We start from the raw sequence: 19,272 nt of genomic DNA on the forward strand, positions 1-19,272 counted from the left end.
TCGGCCTGCGCCCGATGGAGCGCAGGCTCAACGGCGAGGCTTGCGCATTCTGCTGCTACGGCTGCTGCATCGCCTTTCAGGTGAAGAGCGGCAGACACGAAGAGTGGGAAGCCGCCTGGCTTCTGATCCAGCTCGGCGTGGGAGGCTTTCTCTCCATGAATATCATGATGTTCAGCCTCCTCCTCTATTCGGACGCGTTCACCGGGGTCGATGCGGGCGTGCTGCCGTGGGTTCACTTTTTGCTCTGGATCTTCGCGACGCCGGCGGTCGTGATTCTCGGCGGACCTTATCTGCGCGAAATGTGGCTCAATGGCATTCAGGGACGAGTGACGTCGTCGGCACTCATCGTGCTTGGCGTCGCTGCCGCGTACCTCTATTCGGCATTGGCCGTGTTCGAGGGCAGCACGCATGTCTATTTCGACACCGCCGTGATGGTGCTGATGCTATTCACCGTTGGCCGCTATCTCGAGGCTGTTGGCCGCGCAAGGGCGGCGCGCGACCTCGAACCTCTTCTGGCCGCAGAAAGCGAGAGCGCGACCGTGGTCGATGGCGCGGCAGAGATCCGCCGTCCGGTGCGGGAGGTGTCGGCCGGCATGCTGGTGCGGGTCCGGCCAGGCGAGCGCATTCCGGTCGACGGTGTGGTTGTCGAGGGGGAATCGAACACCGATGAAGCCGTGATTACCGGAGAAAGCCGGCAAGTGACAAAGGGCGCCGGCTCCAAGGTGATTGCCGGTAGCATCAATATCGACGGCCCGCTCCTGATACAAAGCAGCGGTGACGGAACCGCAACCCGCTGGGCGCGGATTTGCCGGTCGGTGCGCGAAGCGCTGGGCCGTCGCAGTTCAACCCAGCGCGTTGCAGACCGCGCCGTGGGCGTGTCCGTGCCGCTGGTCCTCGCCCTCGGCGGTCTAACGATCGTTTACTGGGCGCAGTCATTGCCGTTCGATAGGGCGTTGCTGATTGGCCTCTCGGTACTGGTGGTTGCCTGTCCTTGTGCCGTCGGCCTCGCTGCTCCGATGGCGACTTCTCTCGGCATCGGCCGGCTGGCGCGGCACGGCTGCCTCGTCCGCGACCCCGGCGTGCTCGAGACTCTCGCGCGTGTACGGTTACTCGCCTTCGACAAGACCGGCACTCTGACTGCGGGCAAAGCGCGTCTCGTCGGCGTCGACCGCGAGGAGGTCGGCATCGACGAAGTACTGGCGCGGGCCGCCGGTCTGGAGCGGCTTTCCGAGCATGGTCTGGCGCGGGCTATCGCCGCAGGCGCCGCTCAGCGGGACATCACGCCGCTCGTCACCCGCGATGTTCGGACGATTCCCGGCCGTGGCATCCGCGGCAGCGCTGAAGGCCGGCCCGTGGCGGTAGGGAACGGCAGGTTGATGAATGATCTGGGCTGGCCGCTTTCCCCGTTCCTGACCGAGCGTGCGCGAACGCTGGAGGCGAGCGGTCATTCGGTGGTCTATGTCGGTTGGGGCGAGCGGGTTCAAGCCGTGCTGTCGCTCGATGACTCACCGCTTCCAGAGGCGCAGGGCGCGATCGCGGCCCTGCGTGAGCGCGGGCTCGACGCCACACTGTTGACCGGCGACTTGGCGCAAGCGGCGGAGCGGATCGCGGCCCTGGTTGGGATCAAGGACGTCAAAGCGGGCCTTTCGCCGGAGGCCAAACGGCTGGCCCTGGATCGGCTCCGCCATGACCACGGTTCGGTGGCGATGGTCGGCGATGGACTGAATGACGGCCCGGTATTGGCCGCCGCAGATGTCGGTATCGCCGTCGGCTCCGCCACCGATCTCGCCCGCGAGACTGCGGCGCTCGTGCTGCCTGCGGATGGATTGTGGATGCTGCCCTGGATCGTCGACGTGGCCCGCGCGGTCCGCAGGACCATCTTGACCAACCTTATGTGGGCGTTCGGCTACAACCTTGTCGCGCTGACGTTCGCAACATTCGGACTTCTGCAGCCAATCCTTGCGGCGGCGGTCATGGCCGGCTCGAGCATCCTCGTGGTGGTGAATTCGCTGCGGCTAGAGCGGCTGCCCGATCCTGTTCCAGCGCTGGTCCCGGAGCAACGATCCGGCGCCAAGGCGGAGCGTATACACAATGGCACCGGCATTTCCGCAATGGCCGGTCCGGCCGTCGAGCGGAGTTGAGTTTCGTTTCAGCCAAACACATGGTGCGTGAAGGCGTCATTTCCGGCTTCCGCCGCGAGCGCAGCCTGCCAGCGACCTCGGAGCTTTCCTCGACCTTGCTGACAAACCCGATGACTCTCTTGAGCTTCCCGTCGACGAGCTTGAAGCTGATGGCGTTGCTGAACGCATCGTCGGGCCGAGAAGGGTGCGGCAGGTGTTGAACAAATGCGCCGGGAAACGCGCTGATTCGGTGAGATCGGCCGCGATGGCAAAGGCGCAGGCTTTGGCCCGGCTGTCAGCGCAGAAGGCGGATTTCGGCATACCCCGCCGATGATCGCGTCGCCGACTATATGCATGCCGGGCTGCAGCGCCGATTCGAAGGCGACCGGATCGAACGGACGCGAGCCCGACTGAATGGCGAGCCCTGCCTGGTGCGCCAAGAGCCCGGCCATTTGCGCCGGGATGATAATTGACCATCGCGGCCTTGAATGTTGCTCCCGTGGTGATCACCGACCGGGTCGAATTTGGCTTCCGCGTGGCGATAGCGGCGCCTCTGTTCGAAGCGCCGCTATCGAGTAACTACAACTCAACCTGCTCAGAGATGGCCAGGGCGTCGTCCACCTCGATTCCGAGGTACTGTACGGTGCTCTCCAGCTTCTTGTGGCCGAGCAAGAGCTGGACGGCGCGCAGATTGCCCGTCTTCTTGTAAATGTGGGCCGCCTTCGTCCGCCTCATCGAGTGTGTGCCGTAGCGTTTGGGATTCGATGCTCGACACCCACCGTTCAACGACCCTGCTATATTGCCGCGTCGACAGATGCGGCAATACGTGCACGCGGCTTGGAAACAGGTAATCCCGTTCACCGAGCCTGCGACTTCCAATCCATGCCGCGATAGCCTCCCGCGTTTGATCGGTGATCTCGAATTGCACGGGTCGGTCGGTCTTCCGTTGAATAATGATCGCCCGCTCGCGAACCCTCCCGGAAATCGAAACATCGCCAACTGAGATCGCGACGAGATCACAAGCTCGCAATTTGCTGTCGATCGCGAGGTTGAACAGCGCCAGGTCGCGCACTGCACCCAACATCTGGAGGCGGGTGCGGATGGCCCAGACCTCCTTCGGCTTTAATGGAGGCTTCTGACCGATGATGCGGCCCGAGTTCCAGCTAGACATAGCTTTCCTCCCAAAAGCCACCCCCACACCTTAGCACTCAATCTTCAAGCGCATGGATCGTACTTCGAGAAGCGATTTTTCGGGTGGAGTGGGGAGCAGAGGATTGGTCACGTCCTCACCGCCCGGCTGTCGCCCTTTGCGAGCGTATGAATTATAATTCATACGATGAATTATATTGACAGGCCATGCGCTTTGCATTTAGCTGCCCATACCGGACTTCGAGGAGGAAATCCGGTCTTCACTGAGATCGGCGTCGGTTCGGCGCCTTCGGGATTTTTGGGAGGGGCTTCGGCCTCGAGGAGGACACTTGCGCACTTTTTTTAGCACGACCGCGATGGCGGTCCTTGCGGCAACGCTTTTTGCCGATTCCGCAGCCGCCGAGACAGAGAACCCGTTCCGCTGCAAACCGGGCGAAAAATACGTCATGAACGTCATGGTCTCGGGCGTCGAATACTGGTTTCCGGTCTATGAAATGTTCAAGCAGGCGGGCCAGCAGTTCGGCTGCGAAACGGAATATACGGGCACGCCGGAATATGACGTCAACAAACAGATCGCCACCTTCGACCAGGCACTGGCACAGAACCCGGCTGGTATTCTCGTCCATCCGATGAACTCCGACCCCTTCATCGAGCCGATCAACCGCGCGATCGACCAGGGCACGGCGGTCGTGACCTTCGCGGCCGACTCGCCGCTCTCCAAGCGCGTGTCGTTCATCACCTCGGACAATACCCGCGAAGGCATCTATGCCGCCGACGCGATCGCCGAAAAGATGGGCGGCAAGGGCGAGTATGCGGTTCTGGAAAATCCGGGCCAGGGCAACCACGACAAGCGCATCGCGGCCTTCATCGGCCGCATGGAGGAGCAGTGGCCGGACATGAAGCTGGTCGGCCGCGCTGCCTCCAATCAGGATCCGACCAAGGCCTATCAGGGCCTCAACAGCATCATCCAGGCCAATCCAAACCTCGGCGCCGTCTTCATGCCGGAAGCGAATTCGGCAATCGGCGCCGCCCAGGCCAACAAGGAAAGCGGCGGCAAGGTCCTCGTCATGTGCGCGGACGTCAACGCCAATATCCTCGACATGATCAAGGCTGGCGAGGTCTTCGGTTCAATCAACCCGAACCAGGGCATGCAGGGCTATATGGGCTTCATGTTGCTGTGGCTCGCCAAGCATCCGGAATTGATCGATCCGATGAACGATGCCAAGCGATCCGGCTTCAACCCGATGAGCATCCCGGTCGTCGACAACGGCCTCTCCATCGTGACGGCGGAAAATGCCGATGACTTCTATTGGGACAAATACCTGAAACGTCGCGGCACGAAGGGCATCGAGGAGTAAGCTGCGGAATTGCGCCATCCGCGCCTCATAGCGCGGATGGTCTCGGGTAGGGGAGGAACACGATGGCGGAGCCTGTGCTGACAATTCATCGCGTCACCAAGCACTTCGGTGCGGTGAAGGCGCTGACGGACGTCGATTTCATACTCGAACGCGGTGAGATCCATGCGCTCTGCGGCGAGAACGGCGCCGGAAAGTCGACATTGATGAACATCATCGCAGGCGTACTGCAGCCGACCGAGGGCGAGATCCGCATGGACGGGAAGGTCGTGCGGATATCCTCACCAGCCGTCGCCCAATCGCTCGGCATTGGTCTGGTGCATCAGGAAATCGCCCTCTGCCCGGATGTGACGGTTGCGGAAAACATGTTCATGGCGGCGACCAACCGCCGCCGTGCCCCCTTCATGAACTACCGCGCGCTCGAACGTGACGCGCAGGCGGTAATGCATCGGCTGGGCGCAATCGATGTCGGCCGCAAGGTTGCGGACCTACCGATTTCCAGCCAGCAGCTCGTCGAGATCGCCAAGGCTTTGACGCTCGACTGCCGGGTGCTGATCCTGGACGAGCCGACCGCGGCGCTGACCGAAAGCGAGGCGCAGCAGCTCTTTTCGATTGTCCGAGATCTCAAGGCGAACGGCATATCAATCATCTATATCAGTCATCGCATGGCCGAGATATTCAGCCTCTGTGACCGGGTGACCGTGTTCCGCGATGGCCGTTACGTCTGTACCGATCGCATTGCCGACATCACGCCGGATGACGTGGTACGCCGGATGGTGGGGCGCGAGATCACGCAGCTCTACCCGGAAAAGCTTAGGCCCGGTGAGGCGTCTGGCGAGCTGGTCTTCGAGGTGGACAACATTGGTGACGGCGAGCGTTTCCATGGCGTCAGCTTCGCGCTTCGCAAGGGCGAGATTCTTGGCATTGGCGGCCTGATCGGATCCGGCCGCACGGAAATCGCCGAGGGTATATGCGGGCTTCGAGCGCGCACGGCCGGTGCGGTACGCCTCCGCGGCAAGACGCAGACGATCAATTCCTATTCCGATGCGGTGAAGGCCGGGGTCGTTTATCTGTCGGAGGACCGAAAGGGCGCTGGCATCTTTCTGGAGATGTCGATCGCGCAGAACATTTCCGTGCTGGAACTGAAGTCGCTGACGAATGCCGTCGGTCTCATGAACGGGCGTGCGGAGGCCGCGCTTGCTGAGGATTTCGCCCGACGGCTTGCAGTGCGGATGGGCGGTGTCGAGGCACCCGTAAAATCGCTCTCAGGCGGTAACCAGCAGAAGGTCGCGATCGCCAAGCAGCTCGCGGTGAAGCCGAAGGTGATCCTGATGGACGAGCCGACGCGCGGCATCGATGTGGGCGCGAAGGCGGAAATTCACCGGCTGCTGCGTGAGCTTGCCTGCTCGGGCATCGGTATCATCGTCATATCTTCGGAGATGCCAGAGCTGCTCGGTCTCTCGGACCGCGTGCTCGTCGTCCGGGAGGGGCGCATCGCTGGTGAACTCGGCGCCGACGAAATGACGGAAGAGGCCGTGATCCGCCTTGCCTCGGGGGTGGGAACGGCAAGGGCGGCGAGCCATGCAGCGTGACGAGAAATTGGGAGGGACGGGAATGGCACTCGACACGATTGTGGCAGGCGCGCCGAAGACATCGTCCTGGAAGCGCATGGGCAGGATGCGCGAGGCGGGGCTGATCGCGATCATCCTTGCACTCTGCGTAATGATGAGCTTTGCCTCGCCGCATTTCCTGACACTCGGCAACTTCCGCGCCATGCTGATGAGTTTTTCCGTTGAGGGCATCGTCGTCGTGGGCATGACGATCCTGCTCATCGTCGGCGGCATCGATCTCGCGGTTGGCTCCGTCGTCTGCTTTGCCATGGTGCTCTCGGGTTCGCTCTTCCTAGCCGGCGTCGACCCTTGGGCGGCCTCTCTTGTAGGCATTGCCGCGAGCAGCGCGATTGGCAGCATCATGGGTTTCTTCGTGACGGTCGTGGGTCTCAACCACTTCATCACGTCGCTCGCCGCGATGGTGATCGTACGCGGGCTTTGCCTCATCATCACAAAGGGCACGCCGCTTTCGCTCTTCACACTGCCGTCGGGCTTCAAGGCGGTGGGGCAGGGCACGTTTTACGGCGTTCCCTATGTCATCCTGATCTTCGTCGCCGTCGTCATCCTGTTCGACTTCCTGCTGCGCCGGGCAACCGCCTTCCGCAAGGTCTTCTACACCGGCAGCAACGAGAAGGCGGCGCTCTATTCCGGCATCAAGACCAATCGCGTGAAATTCTGGGTGACGGTGCTCTGCTCGACGCTCGCCGGTGTGGCGGGAGCCATCTACATGTCCCGTTTCGGTGCCGCGACCCCCACCTTCGGCGTCGGCATGGAACTCAACATCATTGCGGCGGCGGTAATCGGTGGCGCCTCGCTCAACGGCGGCTCCGGCACGATCCTCGGCGCCATCCTCGGCATAGCGCTTCTCTCTGTCGTCACCAGTTCGCTGATCCTGCTGGACGTCTCCGTCTATTGGCAGGACATGATCAAGGGGTGCATTCTGCTCGCTGCCGTTTCCATCGACCATTTCCTGCACAATCGGAAGGCCGCCTGACATGCCAATCGCCAATCCGAAACTCCGGACGACAGCACCGCGCGAGGAGATCGTCATCGCCCGCCAGATGCACCAGGCGCTCGTCCTGCACTATATGGAGGGTCTGACGCAGGCCCAGATCGCCGACCAACTCGGCATCTCGCAAGCCACCGTCAACCGCCTCATCAAGCGCGGCCGCCAGCTCGGTCTCGTTGAGATCAAGATCAAATCGCCGGTCGAGCCGCTGGTTGACTTGGAGGATCGACTGCTCGCGCTCGGCGGCATCAGCCGCGCGGTCGTGGTGCCGACCATTTCCGGCAATCCGCAGACTGCGCTCCAGTCGGTCGGCGAGGCGGCGGCACGGCTGTTGCTCGAGGAGATCGGCGACCGCGACACAATCTGCATCACCGGCGGCAAGGGCGTGAGCGCCGTCGTCGCCGGCCTGCAGCCGCCGCGTCGTTTCGATGTCGAGGTCATCCCGGCGACGGGCTGCGTGCAGGGCAAGCACTACACCGATGTCAATCATGTCTCGACCCTGATGGCCGACCGGCTCGGCGGACGCTCCTACCAGATCCACGCGCCCCTCTTCGCCGACGATGCCAAGCAGCGCGAAATGCTGATCAGCATGCGCTCCGTCGCCGACGTCTTCAAACGGGCGCGCGAGGCGAAGGTGGCGGTGGTTGGCATCGGCTCGATCCTTACCGACGACTCGAGCTACTACGATCTGCATCCGTCTTCGAGCACCGACCGGGCGGCGATCGAACGCTCCGGCGCGACCTGCGAACTGCTCGCCCACCTGCTCGACGAACGAGGCCGGGTTTGCGACTACAGCCTCAACCGTTCGCTGGTGTCGCTGACGCTTGAGGAATTTGCCGCGATCCCGACCAAGATCGGGGTCGCGAGCGGACCGAACAAGGCGGGCCCGATTCTCAGCGTCATGCGGGGCAACCATCTCGACACGCTCGTAACCGACGAGGCGACCGGCGTGCGTATTCTTGAAATTGCCTCCGAGGAAGGATTTTCCGCATGAGCGGTGAGCAGCTAACCCGCGAGATCGGACGCTCCGGCGTCAAGGCATCGGCCGTCGGCCTCGGCACCTGGGCGATCGGCGGCTGGATGTGGGGCGGAACGGATGAGGCGGAATCCATTGCCGCCATTCAGGCTTCGCTCGAGGCCGGCGTCACCCTCATCGACACGGCGCCGGCCTATGGCCTCGGCCGCTCGGAAGAGATCGTCGGCAAGGCGATCGCGGGCCGCCGCGACAAGGCGGCAATCGCCACGAAATGCGGTCTCGTGTGGCATACCAAGAAAGGCGACCACTTCTTCGACCAGGACAGCAAGCCAGTCCATCGTTATCTCGGTCGGGACTCGATCATCCATGAGGTTGAGCAAAGCCTGCGCCGCCTCGGCACCGATCATATCGATCTCTATATCACTCATTGGCAGGACGCGACGACGCCCATCGAGGAGACGGTTGCGGCTCTGGAGGAGCTGAAGCGAGCCGGCAAGATCCGCGCGATCGGCGCCAGCAACGTCAGCCGTGAGGAGCTGGAGCAATACATCAGTACCGGATCGCTCGACGCGATCCAGGAACGGTTCAGCATGATCGATCGCCAGATCGAGTCGGAACTGCTGCCGCTCACGGTTGCCAATCGCGTGTCGACGCTCAGCTATTCCTCGCTCGCGCTCGGTCTCCTCTCCGGCACGATCGAACCGAACCGGGCGTTTTCAGGCGATGACCAGCGCAAGGACAATCCGCGCTTTTCCATGGCCAACCGGCAGAAGGCCAGGGATTTCGCCGAGGCGATTCGGCCCGTCGCGGAGCGGCACGCCGCAAGCATCGCGCAGACGGTGATCGCCTGGACACTCAACCAGACGGGCGTGACCTTTGCCCTGTGCGGCGCGCGCAACCCGGCGCAGGCGCTCGACAATGCGCGAGCGGGCACGCTGCGGCTTTCCGATGAAGATCTGGCAGCCATCGAAACGGCCGTTTCGGTGAAGCTGGCCAACATGGACGGATAACGGACTGTCATCATGGACCGGAAAGAGACATTGCACGGGCTGCGCCAAAGCCCGAAGGTGGACGTGTGCGTCCTCGGCGGCGGCATCAACGGGATCAGCGTCTTCCGCGAGTTGGCGCTGCAGAACGCGAGCGTGCTGCTGGTCGAGAAGGGCGACTACTGTTCCGGCGCAAGTGCTGCGCTGTCGCGCATGGTTCACGGTGGCCTGCGCTATCTGGAGAATGGTGAGTTCAGCCTGGTGCGGGAGTCGCTCGTCGAGCGCGACCGGCTGCTGCGCAACGCCCCCCATTATGTCGCTCCGCTGCCGACCACGGTGCCGATCTTCGACCTCTTCTCCGGTCTCGCCAACGGCATCGTGCGCTTTCTTCGCCTCACCCGCCGTCCCAGCCGTCGTGGTGCCGTCGCCATCAAGGCTGGCCTCGGCATCTACGATTTCCTGACGCGCAAGCAGGCGCTGATGCCGCGCCACCAATTTCGCGGACGCAAGGCAACGCTGGAAAAATGGCCGGCGCTCAATCCGGCAATCCTGAGCTCGGCGACCTATCACGATGCCTGGGTCAGTCATCCCGAACGCATCGGCATCGAGCTGTTGCGCGACGCTCTGTCCGCCGGGGCGAATGCCGGCGCCCTCAACTACGCGACGCTCGTGCAGGCCGATGCCGGGGAATTCCTGCTGCATGACAAGCTTTCCGGAGATAAATTCCCGATCCGGCCGCGGCTGGTCGTCAATGCCACCGGCGGCTGGATCGATATGGCAAACGGCACGCTGTTTCCTGCAGACGACCGACCCGCGCCGGTGATGGGTGGCACGAAGGGCTCGCACCTGATCATCGACAATCCGGCACTCCACGACATGCTCGACGGGCACATGATCTACTACGAGAACGAGGACGGGCGCATCTGCATCCTGTTTCCCTACCTCGGCAAGGTGCTGGTTGGCTCGACGGATATCCGCGTCGACGATCCCGATGAAGTGCGGTGCGAGGCCGAAGAGCGGGACTATATCCTGCAATCGCTTGCCTACGTGCTGCCGGGTGTGCGCATCCGACCGGAAGAGATCGTCTTTCAGTTCGCAGGCGTGCGACCGCTGCCGGCCAGCAACGATAGCTTCACCGGCCGCATCCCGCGCGACCATTTCTGCACCGTGCTCGAAGGCGGCGAGAGTGGGCCGCCGGTCATTTGCATGATCGGCGGCAAGTGGACGACTTTCCGATCCTTCGGCGAACTCGCTGCCGACATGGCGCTGGAACGGCTCGGCCAGAGCCGCCGCGTGAACACGGCGGATCGCACTTTCGGCGGCGGACGTGAATTTCCGAAAGACCATAGCGGCTGGATCCGGGACCTGTCGGAATCGACAGGCCTTTCCCCCGATCGCGCCGCAACGCTTTTCGAGCGCTACGGCACAGACGCGGAGGACGTCGCTCGCTTCACCGCCGCGGGGCAGGACCACCGCTTGCCCCATGCCGGCTACAGCGCCCGGGAGCTCCTGCATCTCATCCGCACGGAGGCGGTCGAGCATGTGGACGACCTGCTCCTCCGACGCACGACACTTGCCATCACCGGCGAGCTTTCGCTTGCCATGGCCGAGGCCACGCTCGACCTGCTTGCAGCCGAAAAGGGCTGGCCGGAGCAGCGCAAGGCCGAGGAATTGAGCCGTTTTCTCACCCTCATGCGCGAGCGCCACGGCGTCGCGGAGGCAACCCTTTCCGCAAGGAACGAACAAAGGAGTGAATTATGCGAAACAACCGCAAGGTCCGGATGAACCGGCTGTTCGGCAACGGCCGTTGCCTTGACGTGGCGATCGATCACGGCGTGTGCAACGAGCCGTCCTTCCTCGATGGGCTGGAGAACATGCCGGCCGTCGTAAAGGCGCTGATCGAGGCCAGACCTGACGCGATCCAGATGAACTACGGCCAGGCCGACCTGTTGCAGGACGTTCCCGGTAAGGACAAGCCGGCGCTCGTCATGCGCATCGACATGGGCAACCCATATAACCGCATCCGCCATCGCGACATGTGGGCGGTATTGCAGAACGAGACCGAGCCGCTGATCGGTGCGTTGCAGATGGATGCCGCCTGCGTGGTGGTCAACCTCTTCATGCTGCCCGACGAACCCGATCTCTTCCGTCAGTGCGTCCAGAACATTTCGCGCGTGCGGGCAGACTGCGAAAGATACGGCATGCCGCTGATGATCGAACCGCTCGTCATGCAGCCGGTGACGGACCGCGGCGGCTACATGGTCGATGGCGATGCTGAAAAGATCGTCACATTGACGCGGCTTGCCCGCGAGATGGGTGCCGATATCGTCAAGGCGGACCCGACGACCAATGCGGAGGATTTCCATCGTGTCGTCGAGGCGGCGCGCTGCCCAGTTCTGGTGCGCGGCGGTGGCAAGGAGGATCTTCGCGCAGTCTTTGACAAGTCAGCCGCCTTGATGCGGCAGGGCGCCATGGGCATGGTCTATGGGCGCAATATCTACCAGCACGCCAATCCCAGCGCCGTGGTGCGCGGGTTGATGGCGATCGTGCACGAGGATGCCGGCGGCGAGGACGCCTTCGCGCTCTATCAGCAGGGGTGAGAGCGTAAACGAACCTTGGGAGGGGTTCCGAATGGGAGACTATCTTTTGGGGATCGACGCCGGCAACACCGTCATCAAGGCGGTGATCTTCGACCGGACCGGCCGGGAACTTGCACATGCGGGGGAGGAGGGCCACAGCCGCATGCCATGCCCCGGGCATGTCGAGCGCGACCTCGGCGAACTGTGGGCCAATGCCAAGCGCGTCATCCGCACCTGCCTCGACAGGGCGGGCATCGCCGCGACCCAAATCGCCGCGATCGGCTGCGCCGGCCATGGTAACGGACTTTATGCGCTCGACCGCGACGGTGAACCGCTCCTCGGCATCCAGTCGCTCGACACACGTGCGACGGGCCTCGTCGAGGAATGGGCGACGGAAGGTGTGGGCGATCGAACCTATCCGATCGCCCGCCAGCGCCCGTGGCCTTCGCAGACTCCGACATTGCTCGCCTGGCTGAAGCGCAATCGCCCGGACGTCTTCAAGCGCATCGGCACCGTGTTCTTCTCCAAGGATTTCGTCGTCAACCGCCTGACGGGGAGCCGCGTCAGCGAGGTCTCGGACATGTCGGGCGCCGGCCTGCTTGCCCTCGGGGCGCGCAGCTACGACAAGGCACTGATGGAGGCATACGGGCTTGCCGATTGCATGGACCTGTTGCCGCCACTTGTCGAAAGCGCCGATATCGCCGGCACGGTGACGGAGGCGGTGGCAAAAGAAACCGGGCTTGCCGCGGGCACGCCGGTGATCGGCGGACTCTTCGACGTCGTCGCCTCGGCCCTCGGTTCCGGCGTGGCGCGCACCGGCAGCGCCTCGATCATCGCGGGCACCTGGAGCATCAACCAGGTCATCATAGACGGTCCCGATCTCGACGGTCCCGTCTTCATGTCGTCAACCTTCGACCGCACCCGCTACATGGCGATGGAAAACAGCGCCACCTCTGCTGTCAATCTCGAATGGCTGGTGCGGGAGTTCTTCGAGGGGGAGCATGCGGAGAACCTCTCGCCCTTTGACGCCTGCTGCGCGCTGGCAGCTGCCGTCGAACCCGCTGCGGACGATCCGCTCTATCACCCCTATCTCTACGGCGCCCAGCAGGACGGCCACGCGCGGGCAGGTTTTTATGGAATCGCGGGCTGGCACAGCAAGGGGCATCTGATCCGTGCCCTGCTAGAAGGCGTCGCCTTCGGCCACCGCCATCATATCGGGACGATTCGTAACGCGGGGGCCAGCTTCGACGAGGCGGTCCTGTCCGGTGGCGGTTCGCGCAGCCGACTCTGGCCGCAGATCTTTGCCGATGTGCTCGGAGTTCCCGTCTCCGTCACCACCTCGCGGGAAACGGGCGCGCTGGGTGCAGCGATCGCGGCGGGGACGGGCGTCGGCCTCTTCGCCGATTTCACCGACGGCGCGGCCGCCATGGTACGTGTCGACCGGCACTACAGACCGAATAGCGCGCTCGCCGCGCACTACCATCGCCGCTATGCGCTCTACAGGGACGTAGCAGATGCGATGACCCCGCTTTGGCGGCGGCTTTCGGCAACCACAGGCCGGGAGGCTGGAGTTGCAGCATGACCATGCATGACACTGAAATGCCGGTGGACGAAGGCATATACGACTTCATTATCGTCGGTGCCGGTTCGGCTGGCTGCGTTCTCGCAAACCGGCTCTCGGCCGATCCGAAGTACCGGGTTCTGCTGCTCGAAGCGGGGGGCTCTGACCGCTACCACTGGGTGCATGTGCCGATCGGCTATCTTTACTGCATGGGGAATCCGCGCACCGACTGGCTGATGAAGACGGCACCCGAAGCCGGCCTCAACGGCCGCGCGCTGAACTATCCGCGCGGCAAGGTGCTCGGCGGCTGCTCGTCGATCAACGGCATGATCTACATGCGCGGGCAGGCTGCCGACTATGACGGCTGGCGGCAGGCGGGCAATGCGGGCTGGGGCTGGGACGACGTGCTGCCCTATTTTCTGAAGTCGGAGGACAATTACCGCGGCAAGTCCGCCATTCACGGGGCGGGCGGCGAGTGGCGCGTCGAGCGCCAGCGTCTCTCCTGGCCGATCCTCGACGCCTTCCGTGATGCCGCGGAGGAGCTCGGCATTCCGAAGACGGATGATTTCAACGGCGGCGACAACGAGGGTTCCGGCTATTTCGAAGTCAACCAGCGCGGCGGCGTGCGCTGGAATACGACCAAAGCCTTCCTGCGGCCGGCAATGAAGCGCAAGAATTTGCGCGTCCTGACCGGGGCCGAGACCGAACGGCTGGAGTTTGACGGCAAGATGGTCACCGGCGTGCGTTTCCGCCTTGGCGGCCGCCTCTGGGTCGCTCGTGCATCACGCGAAGTGGTGTTGTCGGCTGGCGCCATCAACTCGCCCAAAATCCTGGAGCTGTCGGGCATCGGTCGACCGGCCCTGCTGTCCGCCCTCGGCATCCCCGTCCACCACGAACTTCAGGGCGTCGGCGAGAACCTTCAGGATCACTTGCAGATCCGCACCGTATTCAAGATCGAAGGCGCGCGCACACTCAACCAGCTCTATCACAACCTCTTCAGCCGCGCCGGCATGGGGCTGCAATATGCCATTAGCCGATCCGGCCCGCTCTCAATGGCGCCGAGCCAGCTCGGGATCTTCGCCAAGAGCGATCCGGCGGTCGCGACGGCCGATCTCGAATATCACGTTCAGCCGCTTAGCACGGACCGGCTCGGTGAGCCGTTGCACCGCTATCCAGCCGTTACGGTGTCCGTCTGCAATCTTCGGCCAGAGAGCCGCGGCACAGCGCATGTCACCGCGCGTGATGCGGCACAGCCACCTGAAATACGCCCAAACTATCTCTCCACCGCCGGCGACCGATTGCTTGCGGCGAACTCCATTCGCCACGCCCGCAGCCTGATGGAAACGAAGGCGCTTGCGCAATTCCGGCCGCAGGAAATGCTTCCCGGCCGCGAGCACGACAGCGACGAGGATTTGATCCGCCGCGCCGGGGACATTGCGACAACCATCTTTCACCCGGTCGGTACCTGCAAGATGGGGAGTGACCCTATGGCTGTGGTGGACGCGAAGCTGCGCGTGCACGGCGTCGGCCGATTGCGTGTCGTTGACGCCTCCATCATGCCGACGATCGTCTCCGGCAACACGAACTCGCCGGTGATCATGATCGCGGAGAAGGCATCAGAAGCCATTCTGAAGCGGTTATGAGAATCGTGCTTGCTTGAAGGCGCCTTGGAGCACAGCCACGGGGCTGGAGCCAGCACTACGAGGACGTCGACTCGACCGCGGAAACCTACAATGCCTTTCATTCGAGAGGCTGAGAATCGATCTTCGCATTATGCGGCTGTGTTCGGATGCGGGCCTAAGGCGCGAGCTCCAAAGCGGCCGGTCGAAATTCTGAGGAGGCCAACACAACGGTCTGCTTTGCGCAACGAATACGGAAGTTCTGGGCGGTAGCGCGCGATGTCCTCAACGGGTCCAGAATTCGCCTTCATCAGCGTCGTGGGTGAGTAGACTGCGGAAGTTCGAGCGAACGAGCGAATCGGCCGCTAAGCGGGACCTTTCGGCCAATCGTGCCGGCCCGTACTAGGACGAATTTTAGCTGCCGTCTTGTTGCTTGCGTCGAAGCTCTTCCTGGCTTGACAAGCTGACGGTGGTTGCGGGAGTAGCGATCGTCCAGGAAAGAGACTTTCGCGATGCGATCGGCACGGAAAGGACGATAGTCCCTAACGCAATCGTATCACCCGGCAATAAACCGCCGACCGGCTTCCGCGCCGCCGCCTGATGATGCTCACCCAGTCGGTCGCGATCGCGCTCGCAGTTTTCCTGGCGGTCATGGTGCTGGGGGAGGAGCGCCGATCTGGGCCATTCTGGCGGTGGCGGCGGGGCGTGGCCGACGCGCGGGCACATCCACACGGTCGTCAGGACGTCGAATGGCAACGACTACGGCAAGGACTTGCTGCGCCAGCACCACGAAGCACACGCCCAGGATCCAGGGCACGGCCGCCGCCAACCCTTTCATCGTACGCTAAGGCTTAACGAAACATGAACTTCCGAGTCGGAACGCTTGAGAAGGAAGAGGATTCCAATTGACTATTCGGGAGTTAACGTGTCGCGTCCCCTCGACCTGGCTCCCTCGCATGTCCCGCCAACTGCTTCAATTGCTCGGCTTACCCGCACTGCAATGCTGCTGGATGAAGTCCGACAGGAAGGTTGAAGCGTGAACGCACCTCCGATGCACAGCGATCGCCTGAGGCACTTTCGAGAATGTCCCCTCAACAACGCGGAAACCTGGTTTCTCTTCGCAGAAACGTGACAGGGACTCGGTCAAGCCCGCAGCCGCATCGCACTGGGAGGATACAAGCATGTCCAGGGCGGAGGCGGGATTTTCGGTATGGAGGAGGATTGCATTTCTAATCTGTCGCTCAAGCTGCTTTGTATACGCAGCGGTTCTGGCGGCGGCAATGCGTACCCCTTTGACGTCGACATGCTCGACGCTGCCCAGCGGGCTACTGTCTGACACCAGAAAGCTGGCGGTCACCGTGGTATAGGAGGGCGAGAAGGAGAACCTGTCGGCACGTGACGGATCGGAAGCAATGAATGCAACGTCCCACTCGTTGCCTTCGGCAGCCGCGAGAATGTCAGCGGCCGATCCGTATCGAACCAGCGACAAACTGCAGTCGAGTTCTGCCGCAAGTGCGATCGCGATCTGCGCGCTCGGCCCTGTTAGAACGCCTGTCACTGGATCGAGTTGGACAAGTGCGGCATTCGACATGTTGACCGCCGCTCTGATGACTCCCGTCGGTGCGATTTCAGTGAGGAGTTCATCACGTTCCGGCATCGCGGCACGCTCCTTGCGATGCAAATCGTGCCGCGAGTGCTTCCGATCCCCTTGCCAGAACAGCGACATCGACACCAACGGCAGTAAATAGTGTTCCCAGTGAGATGCACCGTGCCGCAAACTTCTCATCCGGGGTAAGAATGCCCGCAGGCTTGCCCAACGCTTTCAGGCGTTCAATCGCGTCGACAATTGCATCGACCACCTCCGGGTGGCTCGGTTGGCCCCTGTGTCCGAAACTCGCTGCCAGGTCTGCCGGTCCTACGAATACCCCATCCACTCCCTCTACCGAGGCAATCGACTCGAGGTTGCCAAGCGCTTCACGCGTCTCAACTTGCAGCAACAGGCAGATTTCCCGTTCCGCATTTTCCGCATAGTTCGCAACTCGGCCGAACCGAGTGGCGCGCGTCAGGGCAGAAACACCACGAATTCCGTCCGGAGGATATCGCACCGCCGCGACTGCGGCTTTCGCCTCTTCTGCGTTCTGAACGTAGGGAATGAGCAGTGTCTGAACGCCAATATCCAGGAAACGTTTGATGAGAACGGGGTCGTTGATGGCCGGGCGGACGACTGGGGAAACGTCGTATGGTGCGACCGCTTGCAATTGTGGCAGGACGGTCAGAACGTCACCCGGAGAATGTTCCGTGTCGAACAGGAGCCAATCGAAACCTGAAGGCGCGACGATTTCCGCGGCGTAGTTTCCCGGCAAGCCACACCACAGGCCGATCTGACTTTGACCAGAAAGAAGCTTCTGCTTGAATCGATTGACAGGATGTTCCATCTAGCACCTCACACAAACGACACGCCGATGGAGCCAACAGGGCCATAGTCGGCCTGAATGACATCACCTTTCGCGATATCGACAGGACGCGTGAAGGAGCCGGCCAGGACTATTTGTCCCTTCTTCAGGCCACCGCCCACAGCATGAAGTTTGTTGACCAGCCACGCGATGCCGGCTGCCGGATGTCCCATGATCGCCGCCGACACGCCCGACTCCTCGATGATGCCGTTCTTGGAAAGAGTCGCTCCGACCCAACGGATATCAATGTCCATCGGGCGAATTATACGGCCGCCAACGACGAGGGCACCGAAAGCCGCGTTGTCCGCAATGGTATCGGTGATCGCTCGAGGGACTTCGGTCCGGTAGTCGATAATCTCGAGCGCCGGGACAACGAACTCGGTCGCACGCATGACGTCATAGATCCTGGTGCCGGGCCCGACGAGATCCTCACCCATAACAAAGGCCAGCTCGACCTCGAGGCGCGGCTTGATAAACAAGTCAGCCCTGATCTGCGCTCCGTCGTTGTAAAGCGCATCGTCAAGAATGCAGCCGTAGTCCGGCTCCGTCATCTTCGAAGCCATCTGCATTGCGCGTGACGTCAGGCCAATCTTATGCCCGACGATCCGTGCGCCCTTGGCCACCCTCGCCTCCGCCCACAAAGCCTGAATCCGATAGGCGTCCTCGAGTTCGAGGTTCGGGTAGGTCTCGCTAGGCTGTATGATCGGCTTCCGCTCGATTTCAGCTTTGAGCAGCGCGTCTGCCGCGGCCTGGCGTTCTTCTTCGGTGATCATATCGTTTGCTCTGCTGATAGTGATTTATTTGATCGGGGGACGCGGCAAAACGGCTTCGCCGGGTTCCATGACATAGGTGTAGTCGAGCGAGAACCACGGACCAGGAATATCCGTTTCGGTCGGATGGGGCTCCTCATGACGAATGAAGTCGCCGGTCAGCGCTGCCGTGACACCGAACTGAACATCGGAGTCGATGTTCGGGTCGCTGGGGTCGAAGACCTGGGAAATCAGCGTCTTGTACCCGTGCTTGAAGGTCAGTGCGTGCAGGTGCGCTGGTCGGTACGGATGGCGTCCCTGAGCTTTGAGCAGGCGTCCGACCACGCCATCGACCGGTATCGGATACCCGACCATCTTGACGGTCCTGAACCAGAACCGACCTTGCTCGTCGGTCATGAATTTGCCGCGCAAGTTCATCTCGGCCTGGTCCGGGTCCTGGTTTTCATAAAGACCGACGGGAGAGGCATGCCACACATCCACTTCCGCGCCGGCAATTGGCTTACCGTCGCGGTCAACGACCTTGGCATGCACGAACAAGGGAGTGCCCGGTGTCTCGGATCGGATAATCGACCCGCCATTTTCGACTCGCGGAGAGTTGAGGCGCCAGAATGGGCCCAACAGCGACTGGGAGGTCTCAGTCTGTCCTCTGTCGCCATTGTTCAGCAGGCAGACAAGTGAGGACACGCCAAGAGAACCGGCCATCAGCACAAACTCGTTGTGGTGATCAGTATGCAGCTTCCCGATCTCATTCAGCATGGCTGTCGCCTCCCGAAACTCGACCTCCGTCAATCGAACCTCGCGCACGAAGGCATGAAGATGCTTGACCATCGCGACGAGGATTTCTCGCAGGCGGGGGTCTTCAGTGCGATTCATCACAGCGAGGACGGCTGGCGTCAGATCGCTTTCAGTTTTGATCACCATGTGGGCTACCTCCCGATTTCCCCGACTATCAAAATAATCGATTATCTGTCAAGGCCGCGGTGCATTCTCGCGGCGCCAATAAGCCAAAAGAAACAGGACGTTTGCATGCAATACCTTGATTCTATTATATATCGTTTGCGAAGAGGAAGCTGAGGCTTAACTTT

At 62.2% G+C, this 19,272-nt stretch carries 14 protein-coding genes and 1 pseudogene; 10 read left to right on the forward strand and 5 right to left on the reverse strand.

What is annotated here, in order from left to right; genetic code table 11:
• Positions 1 to 14 precede the first annotated feature (14 nt).
• Positions 15 to 2,141 (forward strand): cation-translocating P-type ATPase, encoded by a 2,127-nt coding sequence (locus CO676_RS18705; protein WP_097522195.1) that lies wholly within the window; start codon positions 15 to 17, stop codon positions 2,139 to 2,141.
• Positions 2,142 to 2,699: 558 nt separating this feature from the next.
• Here the strand turns inward: CO676_RS18705 and CO676_RS18710 are convergent.
• A pseudogene (locus tag CO676_RS18710) lies at positions 2,700 to 3,291 on the reverse strand (tyrosine-type recombinase/integrase).
• Between the two features lie 307 nt (positions 3,292 to 3,598).
• Between CO676_RS18710 and CO676_RS18715 the strand changes: the two are divergent.
• From CO676_RS18715 to CO676_RS18755, 9 genes are all read left to right on the forward strand, one after another.
• The gene (locus tag CO676_RS18715; RefSeq protein ID WP_014766276.1) at positions 3,599 to 4,627 is read left to right on the forward strand and encodes a substrate-binding domain-containing protein; all 1,029 of its coding nucleotides are present in this window, start codon (positions 3,599 to 3,601) and stop codon (positions 4,625 to 4,627) included.
• Between the two features lie 62 nt (positions 4,628 to 4,689).
• Positions 4,690 to 6,216: a sugar ABC transporter ATP-binding protein gene (locus CO676_RS18720; protein WP_014766275.1), complete on the forward strand. Its 1,527-nt coding sequence runs from the start codon at positions 4,690 to 4,692 to the stop codon at positions 6,214 to 6,216.
• A 22-nt stretch (positions 6,217 to 6,238) separates the two neighbouring features.
• Positions 6,239 to 7,228, forward strand: a complete 990-nt coding sequence (locus tag CO676_RS18725) for an ABC transporter permease (protein ID WP_097522196.1) — start codon at positions 6,239 to 6,241, stop codon at positions 7,226 to 7,228.
• 1 nt (position 7,229) lies between these two features.
• Positions 7,230 to 8,237: a sugar-binding transcriptional regulator gene (locus tag CO676_RS18730; protein WP_097522197.1), complete on the forward strand. Its 1,008-nt coding sequence runs from the start codon at positions 7,230 to 7,232 to the stop codon at positions 8,235 to 8,237.
• Positions 8,234 to 9,229 (forward strand): aldo/keto reductase, encoded by a 996-nt coding sequence (locus tag CO676_RS18735; RefSeq protein ID WP_014766272.1) that lies wholly within the window; start codon positions 8,234 to 8,236, stop codon positions 9,227 to 9,229. Before CO676_RS18730 ends, CO676_RS18735 begins: the two co-directional genes overlap by 4 nt.
• A 12-nt stretch (positions 9,230 to 9,241) precedes the next feature.
• Positions 9,242 to 10,990 (forward strand): glycerol-3-phosphate dehydrogenase/oxidase, encoded by a 1,749-nt coding sequence (locus CO676_RS18740; protein WP_179875552.1) that lies wholly within the window; start codon positions 9,242 to 9,244, stop codon positions 10,988 to 10,990.
• Complete coding sequence (locus CO676_RS18745; protein ID WP_097522199.1) at positions 10,963 to 11,805, forward strand: class I fructose-bisphosphate aldolase; 843 nt, start codon at positions 10,963 to 10,965, stop codon at positions 11,803 to 11,805. Before CO676_RS18740 ends, CO676_RS18745 begins: the two co-directional genes overlap by 28 nt.
• A 31-nt stretch (positions 11,806 to 11,836) precedes the next feature.
• A complete protein-coding gene (locus CO676_RS18750) occupies positions 11,837 to 13,366 on the forward strand; it encodes an FGGY-family carbohydrate kinase (RefSeq protein WP_097522200.1) in 1,530 nt (509 codons plus the stop codon).
• Positions 13,363 to 14,988, forward strand: a complete 1,626-nt coding sequence (locus CO676_RS18755; protein ID WP_179875553.1) for a GMC family oxidoreductase — start codon at positions 13,363 to 13,365, stop codon at positions 14,986 to 14,988. Before CO676_RS18750 ends, CO676_RS18755 begins: the two co-directional genes overlap by 4 nt.
• Positions 14,989 to 15,937: 949 nt before the next feature.
• On the opposite strand, the gene CO676_RS18760 is transcribed toward CO676_RS18755, so the two are convergent.
• Genes CO676_RS18760 through CO676_RS18775 form a run of 4 tightly spaced genes read right to left on the reverse strand, consistent with a single transcriptional unit; the run spans position 15,938 to position 19,108 of the window.
• Positions 15,938 to 16,621, reverse strand: coding sequence for a transporter substrate-binding domain-containing protein (locus tag CO676_RS18760; protein WP_097522201.1), 684 nt, complete (start codon positions 16,619 to 16,621; stop codon positions 15,938 to 15,940).
• Positions 16,608 to 17,399, reverse strand: coding sequence for a 4-hydroxy-2-oxoheptanedioate aldolase (hpaI, locus tag CO676_RS18765; RefSeq protein WP_097522202.1), 792 nt, complete (start codon positions 17,397 to 17,399; stop codon positions 16,608 to 16,610). Before hpaI ends, CO676_RS18760 begins: the two co-directional genes overlap by 14 nt.
• 8 nt (positions 17,400 to 17,407) lie before the next feature.
• Positions 17,408 to 18,190, reverse strand: a complete 783-nt coding sequence (locus CO676_RS18770; RefSeq protein WP_014766265.1) for a fumarylacetoacetate hydrolase family protein — start codon at positions 18,188 to 18,190, stop codon at positions 17,408 to 17,410.
• Positions 18,191 to 18,214: 24 nt separating this feature from the next.
• Positions 18,215 to 19,108 carry an intradiol ring-cleavage dioxygenase gene (locus tag CO676_RS18775; RefSeq protein ID WP_097522203.1) on the reverse strand — a complete coding sequence of 298 codons (894 nt, stop codon included), beginning with the start codon at positions 19,106 to 19,108 and terminating at the stop codon, positions 18,215 to 18,217.
• Positions 19,109 to 19,272: the final 164 nt, after the last annotated feature.

Origin of the sequence: Sinorhizobium sp. BJ1, assembly GCF_002531555.1 — a bacterium.
GTDB classification, from domain to species: Bacteria; Pseudomonadota; Alphaproteobacteria; order Rhizobiales; family Rhizobiaceae; genus Sinorhizobium; species Sinorhizobium fredii_B.

What these genes read in the sequence shown, in the direction of transcription:
- CO676_RS18705 (WP_097522195.1), top strand. Translation starts at nt 15, where the DNA reads ATGGAGCGCAGGCTCAACGGCGAGGCTTGCGCATTCTGCTGCTACGGC.
- CO676_RS18720 (WP_014766275.1), top strand. Translation starts at nt 4,690, where the DNA reads ATGGCGGAGCCTGTGCTGACAATTCATCGCGTCACCAAGCACTTCGGT.
- CO676_RS18725 (WP_097522196.1), top strand. Translation starts at nt 6,239, where the DNA reads ATGGCACTCGACACGATTGTGGCAGGCGCGCCGAAGACATCGTCCTGG.
- CO676_RS18730 (WP_097522197.1), top strand. Translation starts at nt 7,230, where the DNA reads ATGCCAATCGCCAATCCGAAACTCCGGACGACAGCACCGCGCGAGGAG.
- CO676_RS18735 (WP_014766272.1), top strand. Translation starts at nt 8,234, where the DNA reads ATGAGCGGTGAGCAGCTAACCCGCGAGATCGGACGCTCCGGCGTCAAG.
- CO676_RS18740 (WP_179875552.1), top strand. Translation starts at nt 9,242, where the DNA reads ATGGACCGGAAAGAGACATTGCACGGGCTGCGCCAAAGCCCGAAGGTG.
- CO676_RS18745 (WP_097522199.1), top strand. Translation starts at nt 10,963, where the DNA reads ATGCGAAACAACCGCAAGGTCCGGATGAACCGGCTGTTCGGCAACGGC.
- CO676_RS18750 (WP_097522200.1), top strand. Translation starts at nt 11,837, where the DNA reads ATGGGAGACTATCTTTTGGGGATCGACGCCGGCAACACCGTCATCAAG.
- CO676_RS18755 (WP_179875553.1), top strand. Translation starts at nt 13,363, where the DNA reads ATGACCATGCATGACACTGAAATGCCGGTGGACGAAGGCATATACGAC.
- CO676_RS18760 (WP_097522201.1), bottom strand. Translation starts at nt 16,621, where the DNA reads ATGCCGGAACGTGATGAACTCCTCACTGAAATCGCACCGACGGGAGTC.
- hpaI (WP_097522202.1), bottom strand. Translation starts at nt 17,399, where the DNA reads ATGGAACATCCTGTCAATCGATTCAAGCAGAAGCTTCTTTCTGGTCAA.
- CO676_RS18770 (WP_014766265.1), bottom strand. Translation starts at nt 18,190, where the DNA reads ATGATCACCGAAGAAGAACGCCAGGCCGCGGCAGACGCGCTGCTCAAA.
- CO676_RS18775 (WP_097522203.1), bottom strand. Translation starts at nt 19,108, where the DNA reads ATGGTGATCAAAACTGAAAGCGATCTGACGCCAGCCGTCCTCGCTGTG.